Below are 14,466 nucleotides of genomic sequence, written 5' to 3'. Positions count from 1 at the left end.
CGGGCGTTAGATCTTAATTTTCGGGCGAGAGCAGGTCGAAGGTCTGTGCGATTCCCTGGTCAGGGCCGATCACCAGCAGTATCTCCTCGCCCGCGTGCTCAATGCGGTAGCCCTGTTGCCCAAGCGCGGCGAGATCCCGTCCGTCGAGCTCGTCGTGTTGCGCTACCAGCATCAGCTCATAGGGGCCCGGACCGTGCACCGGCAGACTCAGGGTCCAACGCTCCTGGCCCACTGGTCGCAGGTATGGCTCCATTTGCGCCACGTCCTGATCCGAGAAGGCGTGCGCCAGCTCGAGGAAGACCACCTTGCCCGCGCGCAGCCTTTGTTTATCGCTGCTGAGCAGGTGCGAGGTGCGCAGGCCGTGAGTCTCGATCTGCTGAGCGGCTATCTGCCACGGGCCGGGCGCGAGGGCTTGGCGGTCAAAGGCGCGCGCGCTGGGCCAGGCCACGGCGCACAGCGCAGCGGCCACGATCAGCGACGAGCCCCAGGGTTTGAGCCGCGGGACCAGCCGTTCGAGCAGCAGCGCGATCTCGCGCAAGCCCCAGGCTGCGAGGAACAGCAGCGGAATTAGACAGCCGCCCACGCGCGAGGGCGTGACCCACTGGGCGAAGAAGATGATACCTGCCACGGCGCACAGCCCGTAAAGCGCGAACAGCGCTGCCGTACGTTGCCGACGCAGGGCAATCGAGGTCGCGCCGAGCGCGATCAGCGCCATCAGCGTCCAGTGCAGCCCGCCGCTGTTAAACCAGAAGTTGGGGCTGCCAAACATCACCTCGGCGTTGCGTAGCGGATCGACTACCTCGAGGTAGTCGCGCAACGGCTCGTCCGGCGCAGCCGCCTTGAACGGACTCTCCTGGTCGCCGGTGAATGCGTTGTGCAGCACGTTTCCCGGGTCGGCCAGACTCGGCCCAAGCACGATCAGTACGCCGAGCACCAGCCAGCCGCAGAGTCGCAGGCCCTGCTTGTCCAACTTTCGTCCACGATGCGGGGCCAGGCAGACCAGCGCGCAATACAGCGGCACCACGAGCAACAGCAGGCGATTGACCACGTAGCCGTGGATCGTCATCCCGACCAGCAATCCGGCCGCCAGGTACGGCACCCGCCTGCGGCGCTCGATTGCATATAGCGCGGCCGCGCACGCTGCCAGCCCGACCAGGGCCGAGAGGCCGAAGAAGTTGCGGCTAAGCGCAATCGCCCGATACCAGGGGATCGCGGCCATCAGGGCGAGTAGCAAAATCGCGGTGCGCGCGTCGAACAGCCTGCGGCAGATCAGGCAGGCTCCTGCCAGCAGCAGCAGGTTGACTAAAAACGTTGCCACGTTGAGCCCCAGCGGCCCGAGCCCGAACAGGGCGAAGCACGGCCAGAGCAGCAGCACGTAGGTCAGCGATCCCGCGGCGCTCTCGCTCGACCCACGGTTGAGCTGCAAGCGTTGCCCGATCTCGTCGAGATCCAATCCGTCGTGGAACAGCGTGACCAGGCCGGGCATGTTCCAGGCGGCGTAAAGCTCCTCCAGGCAATAGTCGGGGATCAGCCGTGGCTGAAGGGCTTGGGGCAGGGTGGTCCACAATACGGCGACAACCAGCACAACCGCGGTCGCGATTCGTGTGCCCCTGTCCGCTCTGCTCTTCATCGAGGGGATGATTGCACGGCGCGGCCCGATACGGAAGTCCGTGTCTTGCGCGGCCGATGCGCATCTGTTAATCAGGGCGCGATGTTCAGCCCCCGAATCAGGCTTGCGTTGATCGCGGTTTGTGCGGTCTCGCTGCTGGCGCTATCAGCCTCCTGCCCGCGCCAGAGCGAGCCGACGGAGCCGGAGAAGGGTGCGCCTGCGCTACGCATCGTCTCGCTTTCCCCGGGCGTGACCGAGATCCTCTTTGCCCTGGGATTGGGCGAGCGCGTTGTGGGGGTCTGCGATTTTTCCACGTATCCTCCGCAAGCTATCGGACTTCCGCGGGTCGGCAGTTTGTTCAACACTGACTACGAGGCGATCACTCTGCTCGAGCCGGACCTGGTGATCCATCTGATCTCGGACTACGAGGCACCGGACAAGCTCGCCGTGCTGAAGATTCGCAGCCTGGCCGTGGGCTCGGAAACCATGCCCGAGCTCTACGGCTCCATCGACGCCATTGCCGAGGCGCTGGGCGAACCACAACGCGGCAAGCAATTGAGCGAGCGGATTCGCGGAGAGCTCGAGCACGTGCACGGCCTTGTCGCCGATTTGCCGCAGACCAGGGCCCTACTGTGCGTGGGCCACTCGCCGGGAACGCTGCAAGACGTGTACGCGGCCGCGCCCGGCAGCTTCATCAGCGAACTGGCGGTCATTGCCGGAGCGCAGAACATTGTCGCCCCGGTAGCGCCGAAGTTTCCACGGATCAACAAGGAGACGATCATCGTCGCCGATCCGCAGGTGATCGTGGTGCTGATGACCGACCCCAGCGCTGCTGACCCGCAACAGGAGCGCGAGCTATGGGCCACACTGGGGCCTTTAAGCGCGGTGAAGAACGACCGGGTACACCAGCTCAGCGCCCAGGGCGTGAGCGTGGCCGGTCCGCGCGTGGGCGAGCTGGCGCTGGTGATCGCCGGTCTGCTGCATCCCCAGATCAATCTCGATCCGGCCAGCGGCGAGGCGCTATCCGGTGCGGGCGGCGTGCGATGAGCGGCATCGCGATTCACGATGCGGTTTTCAGCTATTCCGAAAAGCCCGTGCTCGACGGGCTGACTCTCGATGTACGCTCCGGCTCGTTCGTGGGCATCGTCGGTCCCAACGGCTCGGGCAAGAGCACGCTGCTCAAGCTGCTCGGCGGACTGCTCAAGCCGCAGCAAGGACGGGTCGAGATCGACGGCAAAGAGCTGGATCAATACTCGCGGCGGCAGGTGGCGCGCAGCATGGCGTTGATCCCCCAGCAGTTGGGCACACAATACCCGTTCAGCGTGGAGCAGGTGGTGCTGATGGGCCGTCATCCGCACAAGGGGCTCGCGCCGTTCGAGACCGCCGAGGATCTGGCCCTGGCCCGCCAGGCGATGGAAGAATGCGGAATCGAGCACTTGGCCCACCGCGCCATGCCCCAGCTCAGCGGCGGTGAGCAGCAGCGGGTGATGGTGGCCGCGGCCCTGGCCCAGCAGCCAAAAATACTATTGGCCGACGAGCCGACCAGCTCATTGGATCTGCACTTTCAGGTCGAGATCTACCGCATCCTGCAACGGCTCAATCGCAGTCGGAACGTAACCGTGATCGCCGTGACCCACGATTTGAACCTGGCGGCGATGTTCTGTCCGCGGATCGTGATGCTATCCAAGGGAACGCTGCGCGCCGACGGAACTGCGGCGCAAGTGATCCGGCCCGAGCTGCTCTCCGAGGTCTACGACGCCGAGGTGCTGGTCGCCGATCGGCCGGATGCGGACCTGCCCTATGTGCTGCCCGCGGTTGGGGACCTCAAGCGATGAGCGGTCTGAGCCTGCGGCGGCTGCTGGCCATCAGCGGGGCGTTCGCCGCCCTGGCCGCGATCGTGGTGCTCATCGCCCCGTTCATCGGCGGGCACCGGCTGGACCTGGGCGAGGCGCTGGGCTCGTGGTCGGATGTGATGCGCAGTGCCGACGCGCGCATCTTTTGGCTGGCGCGTCTGCCGCGCGTGCTGCTTGCGGCGCTGGTTGGAGGCGCGCTGGCCGTGGCCGGCTGCGCATTCCAGGCGCTGCTGCGCAATCCACTGGCGGATCCCTATACATTGGGGGCCAGCTCGGGAGCCGCCCTGGGCGCGGTGATCGGCATTAAGCTGGGCCTGGCCATCAAAGTCTTCGGGCTCTCCACGGTGCCGCTGTTCGGGCTGGCCGGCGCCGGGATCTCGGTATCGATCGTCTACCTGCTGGCCCGCGGACGCAACGGTCTGCCGGCCAGCGTGTTGCTGCTTGCCGGAGTGACGGTCAGCTTTCTGTTCAGCGCGCTGATTTTGTTCGTCCACTACATCGCGGATTTCACCGAGACCTACAGCATGGTGCGCTGGCTGATGGGCGGACTGGACGTGGTGGGCATCTGGGTACCGTTGCGCATCAGCCTGCCGGTGCTCGGCGGCGTGGCGATTTTGATAGGCCTCGGTCCGTCGTTGAACCAACTTGCAGTCGATCCGCAGCTCGCGGCCAGCCGCGGCGTGGACATCGAGCGCACTCAGCGGCTGGCCTATTTCGCGGCGAGTCTGGTTGTCGGATTGTGCGTCTCAGTGTCAGGGCCGATCGGCTTCGTCGGGCTGATCGTGCCGCACACGGTGCGGATGATCGTCGGTCAGGACAACCGCCTAGTGCTGCCGTGCTCGCTGTTTCTTGGAGCGGCGCTGCTGGTTGCCTGCGACACTGCGGCGCGCTCGATCATACCGTCGACGGAGATGCCCGTGGGCGTGCTGACTGCGATGATCGGAGGGCCGTTCTTCCTTGGGCTGTTGCTCAGGGCGAAGAAGCGGGGCCAGTGGTAGGAAGCGTCAAGCCACGAAAAACGAGACGACAACGAATAGCAGGATCGTCCCTGATCCCATTACTCCAGTGAAGAATATCGCTTTTGTGATCATAACAGCCCCCCAAGTCTGATCGTTAATACCTAAAACCTTTATGAACCGTAGGGTTTCACGCATACCCTAATCTAACTAATAAGCAATTCTCGTGCCGAAGGAGTGGGCCGGGTAATTTATCAATAAAATCAAATCGATATCTCAAAGGACGCCCGCAACTTTAGTTTTTTAATCCTTACAGATTGTCAGCTGCCTTACACAGTGTAATCCGATATGGGTTGGGCATTGCTGACATCGAGCGCGATTTACGGTACAAACTGCGGCCGTGAACTTGCTGGATGTACAAGGACTGAGCCTGAGCTACGGCGACAAGGCTCTGTTTACCGACGCGTCGCTGCGCGTGGGCTCCGGCGACAGGATCGGCCTGGTCGGGTCCAACGGCACGGGCAAGTCGTCTCTCTTCCGTCTGATTGAGGGCAGCGTCCAGCCGGACAAGGGGATGCTGAACATGGCCCGCGGGGCCAAAGTCGGCCACCTGCCTCAGGATATCGTGGAAATGACCGGCGACAATCCTTTGGGCACAGTGCTCTCGATGATCCCGGGACGCAACGAGCTAATCAAGGGGATAGCCCGGCTCGAGGCTGACCTCGAGAGTTCCCAGGATGCAGAGGAGCAGCTCGATGCGGCACAGCGCCTGGCGATGTTGCACGAACAGCTCGAGTGCTTCGAGAACACCTACTCGGAACACGAGGCGAAACGGATCCTGATGGGCCTGGGCTTTGTTCAAAGCGATCTGTTGCGGCCGCTGCACGAGTTCAGCTCGGGTTGGGTGATGCGCGTGGCCCTGGCCTCGATCCTGTTCCAGCAACCTGACCTGCTGCTGCTCGACGAGCCGACGAACCACCTCGATGTGCCTTCGATGGCATGGCTCGACGGATTTTTACACGATTATAAGCACTCGATGATCCTGATCTCCCATGACCGGGAATTTATCAATCGCCAGGTGAAGCGGATCCTGGCCCTCGAGCCCGAGGGCTTGCGTTCGCACGTCGGCGATTACGACAGCTATCGGGCGATGCGCGAAAATCTCGAGGCCGAGTTGGAACAGCGCGCCCGGCGGCAGCAGGAGCAGATCGAACGCGCCGAACGTTTCATCAATCGTTTCCGCGCTAAAAACACCAAGGCGCGCGCGGTGCAGAGCAAGATCAAGCAACTGGAAAAGCTCGAACGCGTCCAGGTGCTCTCCCAGCGTAAGAGCGTGCGGTTTACCTTTCCGGATGTGCAGCGCAGCGGCAAGCAGGTGCTTAGGCTGGAGAGCTTGAGTAAAAGTTTCGGCGAGCTTGTGCTTTACAACGGGCTGAATCAGACTGTAGCTCGCGGCGAGCGGATCGCAATCGTTGGGCGCAACGGCGCTGGTAAAACTACATTAATGCGGCTGCTCTCAGGCGATCTCGAGCCCGATTCGGGTGAGGTCCACTGTGGCCACAACGTCGGCATCGCCAGCTACACCCAGCGCCATGCAGACGCTCTGGATCCCAACCTGAACGTTCTTGAAAGCGTCTGGAATCTGGTCCCCTCCATGGCGCAAACCGAGGTACGGCGGATTCTCGGAGCCTTCCTATTCAGCGGTGACGAGGTGTACAAGCAGGTCGGGGTGCTCTCCGGTGGAGAACGCGCGCGGGTGGCCCTGGCCAGACTGTTGGTGCGGCCGGCCAATCTGATGCTGCTCGACGAGCCGACCAACCATCTTGACCTGGAAAGCTCTGAGATGCTGGCCGAGGCGCTTCAAGATTATGACGGTACTCTGGTTTTCGTCAGCCACAATCGGAGTTTCGTCAACCGGTTGGCCACACGCGTCTGGGAAATCGCGGAGGGCAAGCTGACTTCTTTCCCGGGAAATCTCGACGACTATCTATACCATTCCGAACGCCAGTCGGATATTGATCTTAAAAAGGGCTCGGAGGATTCGGCCGGGATCATCCAGACCCCCAAGTCTGAGACAGCCTATGAGCGGCGTAAACGGATATCCCTCGAGAGTCGGAAATACCGCGATAAATTGCGACAGATCACAAATAAGGCCGAAGAGCTGGAAAAACGCATCCATCAGCTTGAACAACAGCAAAGTGAGATGTCCGAGATGCTAGCCGACCCCGAGACCTATCGCAAGGATGACGAGCAGACCCGCGAGTTGGTTAGGCGGTTTGGCCAGAACCGTAAAAAGATCGATGAGCTGACCGCGCGCTGGGAACATCAAGTTGAGCTGACCGAACCATTGCAACGCAAGCTTGACGAACTGAACCACGAGGCCGAGACCGGCGAGGCTAGTCAATAAGCTATTTAAGATTAGGCGTATTGCAGGCCTTTGATTAATTTCACAACAGTGACATCGACGACATATTAAACACGATAAAAGCGACCCTGAGGTTAATTCCAGGCGTTGACTATCGCAACAACCGCCGTTGACAATTTCATCACCAAAAATTAATCGCTAATAACAGCAGGTTATGGCGAAACGGCGAATTGCAGCAAAATCGCCGTTGAATTTTTCCAATTTCAGCGATCGATCATAGCTATAGGAAGTATTGAAAGTGATGATCTGTCAACTCTGTTAGTCATTGAATTGAGAGGATAATAAAATTTAATCCAAATTAATATCTCAAATAACATTGGTTGGCGCGATTCTTGGATTAATTAGGTGCGGAACAGGCAATAAGGGAGGCAAAAATGGTTCCAATCCTAGTAATTCTCACGTTGGCAGCATTCATTTTGATCGACGCGCTGGTTGTGCGGAGGTTAGCAGAAAAAAAGGCAAACGTAATCGTAAAAGCAAACACCGAGCAGGCGGCTCCAGAGTTGGAGCAGCAGCAGGATCGTCTGTACCACGAGGGTCACACCTGGGTCGAGGTCCAGCGCGCGGCCGTTGCCGTTGGTCTGGACGACTTTGCCAAGCGATTCATTGGCGATATCGAGCAGATCGACGTTCCGTCGCCTGGCGCCAAGATCAAACGCGGCTCCAAGCTGTGGACGATCAAGTTCGGCGACCGCAAGCTTTCGCAGCCTGCGCCGATAAGTGGCCGGATTATCGAGGTTAACAAGCGCGCGCTGAAGAATCCGCACTTGCTGGTCGATCCGGATGGCGGCGAGACCTGGATCATGAAGATCCTGCCCACGGCTCTTAATAGTGAACTGCACGACCTCTACAGCAGCTCCCGATTCGCCAAGTGGACGGAATTCCAGCGCAACCGCTTTTTCCGCGATGCGTTTCCGGACCTTGGCATGGTTTACGGCGACGGCGGCGAGCTGGTCGAGGGCGCGGCCCTGACGCTCGACAAAGAGCAGTGGGAGCAGCTGGCCAGCCAGATGTTCTACAACCGCGAAAAGAAAAACTCCAAAGGAAATTAGGAGGTTACCATGGTAGTCATCGGCGTGGCAGCGGCATTCGCGATCGCGATCTCAGTCGACGGCGTACTGGCGATGGTCAGGCACCACAAGGCCCAGCAGCCCGCGGTTCCGGGCGCACAGCGCGTCTCGGCCTAGGGATTCAGGGCCATGAGACTCGAGACGGCAGCAAGGAGATAGATGATGGACTCCTTCCACACCTTCGTAGATTACGTCTTATATACCAAGTACTTCGAGTATGCGCTGGCCTTTGGATTCATGGCGCTGTTCCTACTGTTCTACGTGCTGATGCACAGCCCGCAGCCGGTCCGACAGGCAGCGGCCGAGGCGCGTACTCCGCTTGAGGCCACCGAGGCCCATCAGGTGCAAGGTATTGTAGTTCCAGAGGATATCTACTTTCACCAGGGCCATACCTGGGCCAGGGTGGAGGACGACCAGACGGTAAGCCTGGGCCTGGACGACTTTGCACAAAGCCTGTTGGGCAAGATCGATGGCGTGCAACTGCCCGATATTGGACAGGATTTGCATCAGGGCGCCAACGGATGGTCGCTGCAGGCCGACGGCAGGCGGATCGAGATGCTTTCGCCGGTTGACGGCGAGGTGGTTGAGGTCAACCGCAATGCGCTGGAACACCCCGAGACCATCAACAGCGACCCCTACAACAAGGGTTGGCTGCTGCGGGTAAAGTCGGCCAACATCGCGCAAAACCTGAAGAATCTGATCCAGGATAAGCTGGCCAAAGTCTGGACCGAGACCGCGGTGGGCGTGCTGGCCGCGCGCTCGGATGCGGCCCTGGGCACTGTGGTTGCTGACGGCGCACTGCTTAAAAGCGGCATGGCACGCCAGCTCGACCCGGAGCATTGGGACGAGATCTGTCGCGAGTTCTTCCTCACCAACTAGCCTCCCTCTTGCTCAGATACTCCCCCACAAGCCCAAAAAGGGCGGTGGGGGATTTGCTTTTTCTAACAATGAGTATACGCGACAATGTCAAGTATTACTTGATATGCTGGATTTCGCTGTTTTGCCGGATTTTGTCTTAATTATTCAACCGCTTAGAATCTAACCCCTGGTAAAATACTTTAGGACTTGCATACGAATTGGGATTTCAAATCACAGATTTCGTATAGGTTACGAAGCGCGTATAGTCGTTGAAATTACTTGGTAATCGCGATTTGGCTCCATGCGATGTTCATATACTGTTTTTCCCTGCCGCGCAAGTTGCTGATTAATCAGGGTAATCTTGAAACCGCATGCATGCGATAATCTTTCGAAAAAAACCGCGATTTTCCTGTAATTTCGCGCAAGTACGACAGGGCTTAGTTGATCGCATAGGTTGAGTTTTCGCCGGTCTGTAAGGTGCTGATTCTAATGCGAAATAATCGCATGGAAAATTTGGCAAAATATTATGTCAACTAGCCGCCCCCGCACTTCTTTTTCCAATCGCCGTTCGTGATTTAGATTTCAATGAGCACCTTTATATTTTACCAGGGGATGGGGAGGTGTGTCAAATGCTTTTAGACTTTGTTGGCCCCAATATCATCAGGCGTGAGAGGCACGTAATCTTATAAGCCATTAAAAACAAGAAGTTGAAAATTAGTTAGGTATCGTGTCCCTGGAACCCCCCTGGAACTCCCTTAATCCCCACAAGCTACTGCGTATTTTTCCTTGACATAGCAGCGTAATGAATTATAATTTGGAGCAGTTCATTGAAACACAAGGCACAATTCAGACGGGGGTTCGACTCCGACCGCCTCCACCACGATCCCCTAAAAAGGACTGTCTCTCTGTTCTGTAGCCCCACCTTGGGGCTACCGTCGTTTGTGGCGTATAAGCGCTTGATATAAAGGGATTTACCACCTCTCGCGCCGCGCCTGGCGGCCTGCTCCAATCGGACTGGCTCGCTGCCCCAGACGCACATTTTGCCCCGATTTTACCCCATTTTCTCTCTCTTTCTCCATGTCGTTCGGACTTTGCCCATCAAGTCCGATCGCAAAGAAGCTGTTGAATATACGGGTCATTTTAGAAAGCGCTGTTTTTTTCGTGACAGTTACACTCGGAGTAGCAAGAGATGCTGGCGTCGAAAAGGCAGGGACCCGGTCCGAACATTAGCCGGTCGTTCGCCAAAAATAGATCGGGCGTTTGGATGTTTGTGATCGCCGGTCGAAAAGCAACACCTAAAACAGCACAACGAATCAAGCATTCATGTTGACAGGATAGGCCAAATTTGCCATGCTCGCAAGACGTTGATTTCATTGGCGGACGAGTTTTAGCGAGGGACAGGGATCAAAATTAGCTTGATCTCGCGAGCGTGAAAATAGTATCGTCGGATTCATCGGGAATCCGACAACCGGGGCTAACCCAGAAGCCGGGTTTGCTCAGGTTTTGAAACAGGCTCAGATACAGAAAGAAAAGGAGTTAATGATGGACGACAAACCGTATTGCACAATCTGTGGCGAAGAAGTAGTGGGGGAACACCGCAAACTCCAAGCTACCGCCAACTTCAAAACTCCAACCAAAGAAATTGCACCAGGGATGCATATTCCTCTCTCCAAACCAGTTACAGTTTATATGTGCACCAATACAAACCAATGCCAAAGAACAGGAGAATATAATTTAACAAAATTAGGCATTTGTGAGCAATGTGGATATGTTTACTTTCCTGAAGGTGGTTGGATGTTGGATCTCGCCGATAAAATGGCAAAAGATGGTGTGTCTGATTTTGAGATTAATTGCCCAAAATGCAAAAAGTCTCTAAATTTTACCAAAGAAGAAATCAAAAAATGTTGGAGCTTGAAGTTTGGAGACTGAATCGCCCCGGGTTCTTCGGAGACTCGGTTAGTTGAGTCCAGCCACCGCGGCTGGTGTCTCAATCTGGTCATGATACATCTTTTCGTACTCTGCGGGTGGAAGATATCTGAGCGGCTCGAGAAGCCTTCGGTTGTTGAACCAATCCACCCATTCCAGGGTTGCGTATTCCACGGGGTCAATGCCCCTCCAGGGACCGTCTTTCCAGATGACCTCGGTCTTGTAGAGGCCGTTGATGGTCTCGGCGAGGGCGTTGTCGTAGGAGTCTCCCACGCTTCCCACCGACGGCACGATGCCCGCCTCGGCCAGGCGATCGGTGTAGCGGATCGAGAGGTACTGCACTCCCCGGTCGCTGTGATGGATGAGCCCGGCGTCAGGAGCTCGGGCTGCCAGGGCCTGCTCCAGGGCGTCCAGAGCGATGTCGCTCTTCAGCGACCGGGACACCCGCCAGCCCACGATGAAGCGGGAGAACACGTCGATGATGAAGGCGACGTAGACGAAACCCGCCCATGTCGCCACGTAGGTTAGATCGGCCACCCAGAGCTTGTTCGGGCAGTCCGCCTCGAAGGTGCGTTTGACGAGGTCTGCGGGCCTCTCGAGCGCCTCATCGGCAACCGTGGTGACCTTGAAGGCACGCCCCCGAACCACGCCCCGAAGCCCCATGGCGCGCATCAGACGTTCGACCGTGCAGCGGGCCACGTCGATACACTCACGGTTGAGCTGACGCCAGACCTTGCGAGCGCCGTACAGCTCGAAGCTCTCCTTCCAGACCCGTTGTATTTGGTCTCGCAGTTGCTCGTCGCGTCCGGCACGCTTGGGCCGCTTACTCGGATCCTCGTGCCGGACGCGGTGCTCGTAGTATGTCGACAGGGCGATCGGCAGCATTGCGCAGATCGGCTCGACCCCGTACGCGTCTCGGTGCTCCTCGATGAAGTCCACCATCATTTCGGTTTGCGGTCGAGCTCCGCCTGTGCGAAAAAAGCCGCTGCCTTGCGGATGATCTCGTTCGCCCGCTTCAGCTCTTTGTTCTCCCGCTTCAGTGCCTTAAGCTCTTCTCTTTCCGAGGTCGTCAGCCCCTCCCGCTTTCCGGCGTCACGCTCCGCCTGCAGCACCCACTTGCGCAGCGTCTCGGCAGTACAACCGATCTTCCCAGCGATCGAACAGATCGCCGCCCAGCGTGAACCGTGCTCCGCCTCGTTCTCCAGAACCAGGCGAACCGACCGCTCTCGCACCTCGCGTGAATAAGTTTTCCCTTTTCCCATAACTCCATTCTCTCAATTCTTGAAGCCTCCGGGAAAGTCGGGGCGGTTCAAACGATCAGGTCGGCTGCTAATTCCGCTCGCAGCAAAATCGGGGGCCGAAGGTTCCGCCAACGGCGGAATTCCTCTCGGGGTCCCAAGCGCAACCCGTGAGTTCTCAGAATTGTGTCGGAGAGAGACAAATCCTAGTTAACAGGGATACCAGATTGTACGTTTCAAGTGATTTTGCTTGACAGAGGACATCGGGTACTTGTATAGATGAGTCATACAAATATGAATCGGGCTTGCGCAGGGGCATCGGTGCGGGCTTCGTTTCGAAGGGTAGTGGAAACGCCCCGTCTCAGCGGTTGATATGGGGAAGAACGATTATGGGGGTTGGAGGCAGTCCTTCGTGGGAGACCAGGATCCTCAAAAACGTGATATAATAGACATTATATCCGATATTCCCACTTATTTTTTCATTTTTTTGTTGATATTGGCATGTGCGGCTTGTCTATATTTTTTCATCGACATCTTGAATACCCACAACAAGCTTTTATCAGCAGCGGTCGTTGGGATTAATATTGCACTGATATGGATACTTTATCATACTATAGAAAAGGACATGCATGGTAATATTTCAGTCAATATCGCAACCGGCATTCTTGCCTTGTTGATATTTTTGTTCTGGTCCGGCATTCGTTTAAAGGGTATCGCGGCCGATGTCGAATATGAATCTCATCCTATTACATCAGTTTTTTATGGTAAAATAGATTGGGAAATGCCTATTCTCATGAGTCTAATTCCACACTTTTTATTGTATTTTCTACCTGTCCGCTTTGTTTATCTACTGGGCTTTAAGAAAGAAGGCGGAATAAAGGATGACAGGATGATCAAATGCATGCGTTACCTTTTCTACTTCATGTTGGCATTTACGGTTCTGTGCTTTATAAGCCCAATTGAGAAAGCGATTTATCTGGAACAGATATCAATGTTTTGCATTGGGAGAACCTAGTGGGGGGTAAAGCTAAACGGGATGCGAGCCTACTCCGTATCGCCAAGGGATAATTCCGGGGACACGATACTTAATTGCTTGCCGGTAGATAGGGCAATTTGATTAGGCATCGTGTCCGCACGCCTCATCGAATTTCACCCGCAGCAGCCGGAATCGTCGTCGTCCGATTCATCATAATAAAAAATGCCTGAATAGACTACCTTAATACTATCAATGCATACCCCATGATCATGCCCGCCTACATACCTAAAGCGAAAATAAATTCCGTTATAATAACAATCATAAGGTTCATCAATTGTTGAAAAATTAATTTGAGATAATCCATTGGGATCTAATGTGTCGCCAGGTATGAATTCAATGCGATTCCAGGGACTATTAGCAGTATTGCATCGATAATCAATTTTCAGCGGATCATCATGGTAGTCATAATCATCTATGTATGCCCACAAATGGACAGTATATGATCTTTCATCCGCGCTTTCCATCTGGCTGCTCAAAGTGAGCAATGGCGTTATCAACTGCTCGTCATACGCCTGATCTTCCTCAGCTTCTATGTAAGCCAGTTTATTACCGTCATGGGGCAGGCAACTGCCATCGAACTCGACTGAGCCCTGCTGCCAAGTGCTGTCAGGGTTGGTCTGAATCAGACGCCAGCCCTCTGGCGGAAACTCATTCTCAAAATCTTCCTCTAACAGAGTAAAACCTTTACGTTCGCCCCTATCGTCGGCCACTACATAGAAGGAAAAAAATAACAAAGTAATTAAACAGATTATCGGAACTATCGATTTAAAAACCATATTATTTTTCCTTATGCTGTTTGAGAGAGTTCGGGGGACACCATACTTAACTTGGACTTGATAGTCCTTGTCGCAGAAAAAGGTCGGTAGGCGGCGATTGTCCCGCTGGGTCACGTGATGCGGGGTTGATTCAGCCACATTCCGAGAAATTCGCAACATGCGCTTAATATATTACTACGCCAGTTAGACGTCAATAGTTAAGTATGGGTGTCCCTTGAACTACCCTTGAACTACCCCAAGCAGACAATAATCTGTCCCAGCATTCAGGTGGGCATGTCAAATGGTCGGGAATTCAGTATCATGGACAATAATTGGATGGGGGAGTCATGAGTGACGATGGCCGGGAATTTTGGACTGTAGAGCGGGCGCGGGAGTTTGCCGGGAAATGGTTGCCGGCGTGGACAGGCAATCGGCCGGAGGTGTTGGCCGCGTTCTACACGGACGATGCGTTGTACCTCGATCCGTCGGTGCCGCAGGGGGTTCGCGGCAAGGCAGCGTTGACGGAATATTTCCGCAAGTTGTTGGCGCAAAATCCGCAGTGGGTTTGGACCCAGCGCGAGGCGGTGCCCATGCGCGATGGCTTTGTCAATCTGTGGCGCGCCGAGATCCCGGTGAACGGCAAGACATTGGTTTGCGACGGCGTGTGTTTGGTGTTTCTGCGCGACGGTCTGATCTATCGCAATGAGGTCTATTTCGATCGGGTGGAATTGCTGGCGTTG

The 14,466-nt window shown here is 56.3% G+C and carries 13 protein-coding genes and 1 other annotated feature; of the genes, 10 read left to right on the top strand and 3 right to left on the bottom strand.

The genetic code is table 11. The features are described 5' to 3' along the window. Nucleotides 1–13: 13 nt before the first annotated feature. Nucleotides 14–1,630, bottom strand: coding sequence for a hypothetical protein (locus P9M14_09095; protein ID MDP8255893.1), 1,617 nt, complete (start codon nt 1,628–1,630; stop codon nt 14–16). A gap of 81 nt (nt 1,631–1,711) precedes the next feature. On the opposite strand from P9M14_09095, the gene P9M14_09090 reads away from it, so the two are divergent. The 8 genes from P9M14_09090 to P9M14_09055 all read left to right on the top strand — a co-directional run bounded on the left by P9M14_09090 (nt 1,712) and on the right by P9M14_09055 (nt 10,700). After that, on the top strand, nt 1,712–2,656 hold the full coding sequence (locus P9M14_09090; protein ID MDP8255892.1) for a helical backbone metal receptor: 945 nt from the start codon (nt 1,712–1,714) through the stop codon (nt 2,654–2,656). Next, on the top strand, nt 2,653–3,444 hold the full coding sequence (locus P9M14_09085; GenBank protein ID MDP8255891.1) for a heme ABC transporter ATP-binding protein: 792 nt from the start codon (nt 2,653–2,655) through the stop codon (nt 3,442–3,444). Before P9M14_09090 ends, P9M14_09085 begins: the two co-directional genes overlap by 4 nt. Next, the gene (locus P9M14_09080; protein MDP8255890.1) at nt 3,441–4,460 is read left to right on the top strand and encodes an iron ABC transporter permease; all 1,020 of its coding nucleotides are present in this window, start codon (nt 3,441–3,443) and stop codon (nt 4,458–4,460) included. Before P9M14_09085 ends, P9M14_09080 begins: the two co-directional genes overlap by 4 nt. A 364-nt stretch (nt 4,461–4,824) precedes the next feature. Next, complete coding sequence (locus P9M14_09075; protein MDP8255889.1) at nt 4,825–6,825, top strand: ATP-binding cassette domain-containing protein; 2,001 nt, start codon at nt 4,825–4,827, stop codon at nt 6,823–6,825. Nucleotides 6,826–7,217: 392 nt separating this feature from the next. Continuing rightward, nucleotides 7,218–7,895 (top strand): glycine cleavage system protein H, encoded by a 678-nt coding sequence (locus P9M14_09070; GenBank protein ID MDP8255888.1) that lies wholly within the window; start codon nt 7,218–7,220, stop codon nt 7,893–7,895. Nucleotides 7,896–7,904: 9 nt separating this feature from the next. Next, nucleotides 7,905–8,030 (top strand): hypothetical protein, encoded by a 126-nt coding sequence (locus tag P9M14_09065; protein MDP8255887.1) that lies wholly within the window; start codon nt 7,905–7,907, stop codon nt 8,028–8,030. 45 nt (nt 8,031–8,075) lie between these two features. Beyond that, nucleotides 8,076–8,792, top strand: coding sequence for a glycine cleavage system protein H (locus P9M14_09060; GenBank protein ID MDP8255886.1), 717 nt, complete (start codon nt 8,076–8,078; stop codon nt 8,790–8,792). Between the two features lie 1,521 nt (nt 8,793–10,313). Then, nucleotides 10,314–10,700 (top strand): hypothetical protein, encoded by a 387-nt coding sequence (locus P9M14_09055; GenBank protein MDP8255885.1) that lies wholly within the window; start codon nt 10,314–10,316, stop codon nt 10,698–10,700. A gap of 27 nt (nt 10,701–10,727) precedes the next feature. Here P9M14_09055 and P9M14_09050 read toward each other — a convergent pair. Further along, nucleotides 10,728–11,959, bottom strand: a protein-coding gene (locus tag P9M14_09050) for an IS3 family transposase (protein ID MDP8255884.1) whose coding sequence is annotated in 2 segments (ribosomal slippage) — nt 10,728–11,668 and nt 11,668–11,959 — 1,233 coding nt in all. Because the reading frame shifts where the segments join, the coding sequence is not laid out codon by codon here. Next, nucleotides 11,565–11,681, bottom strand: a sequence feature (AL1L pseudoknot). (Overlaps the previous gene by 117 nt.) Nucleotides 11,960–12,347: 388 nt before the next feature. Here P9M14_09050 and P9M14_09045 point away from each other — a divergent pair. Then, nucleotides 12,348–12,950, top strand: coding sequence for a hypothetical protein (locus P9M14_09045; GenBank protein ID MDP8255883.1), 603 nt, complete (start codon nt 12,348–12,350; stop codon nt 12,948–12,950). A 134-nt stretch (nt 12,951–13,084) separates the two neighbouring features. On the opposite strand, the gene P9M14_09040 is transcribed toward P9M14_09045, so the two are convergent. After that, nucleotides 13,085–13,747: a choice-of-anchor J domain-containing protein gene (locus P9M14_09040; protein ID MDP8255882.1), complete on the bottom strand. Its 663-nt coding sequence runs from the start codon at nt 13,745–13,747 to the stop codon at nt 13,085–13,087. 326 nt (nt 13,748–14,073) lie between these two features. On the opposite strand from P9M14_09040, the gene P9M14_09035 reads away from it, so the two are divergent. After that, nucleotides 14,074–14,466, top strand: a 393-nt coding sequence (locus P9M14_09035) for a nuclear transport factor 2 family protein (GenBank protein ID MDP8255881.1), incomplete at its 3' end; no start/stop codon positions are given.

The sequence above is a fragment of the Candidatus Alcyoniella australis genome, from assembly GCA_030765605.1.
GTDB classification, from domain to species: Bacteria; Lernaellota; Lernaellaia; order JAVCCG01; family Alcyoniellaceae; genus Alcyoniella; species Alcyoniella australis.
This window is presented reverse-complemented; position numbering and strand designations above follow the sequence as displayed.

Excerpts from the sequence above, each read along its gene's own strand:
- P9M14_09095 (MDP8255893.1), bottom strand. The coding sequence starts at position 1,630 with ATGAAGAGCAGAGCGGACAGGGGCACACGAATCGCGACCGCGGTTGTG.
- P9M14_09090 (MDP8255892.1), top strand. The coding sequence starts at position 1,712 with ATGTTCAGCCCCCGAATCAGGCTTGCGTTGATCGCGGTTTGTGCGGTC.
- P9M14_09085 (MDP8255891.1), top strand. The coding sequence starts at position 2,653 with ATGAGCGGCATCGCGATTCACGATGCGGTTTTCAGCTATTCCGAAAAG.
- P9M14_09080 (MDP8255890.1), top strand. The coding sequence starts at position 3,441 with ATGAGCGGTCTGAGCCTGCGGCGGCTGCTGGCCATCAGCGGGGCGTTC.
- P9M14_09070 (MDP8255888.1), top strand. The coding sequence starts at position 7,218 with ATGGTTCCAATCCTAGTAATTCTCACGTTGGCAGCATTCATTTTGATC.
- P9M14_09065 (MDP8255887.1), top strand. The coding sequence starts at position 7,905 with ATGGTAGTCATCGGCGTGGCAGCGGCATTCGCGATCGCGATCTCAGTC.
- P9M14_09060 (MDP8255886.1), top strand. The coding sequence starts at position 8,076 with ATGGACTCCTTCCACACCTTCGTAGATTACGTCTTATATACCAAGTAC.
- P9M14_09055 (MDP8255885.1), top strand. The coding sequence starts at position 10,314 with ATGGACGACAAACCGTATTGCACAATCTGTGGCGAAGAAGTAGTGGGG.
- P9M14_09040 (MDP8255882.1), bottom strand. The coding sequence starts at position 13,747 with ATGGTTTTTAAATCGATAGTTCCGATAATCTGTTTAATTACTTTGTTA.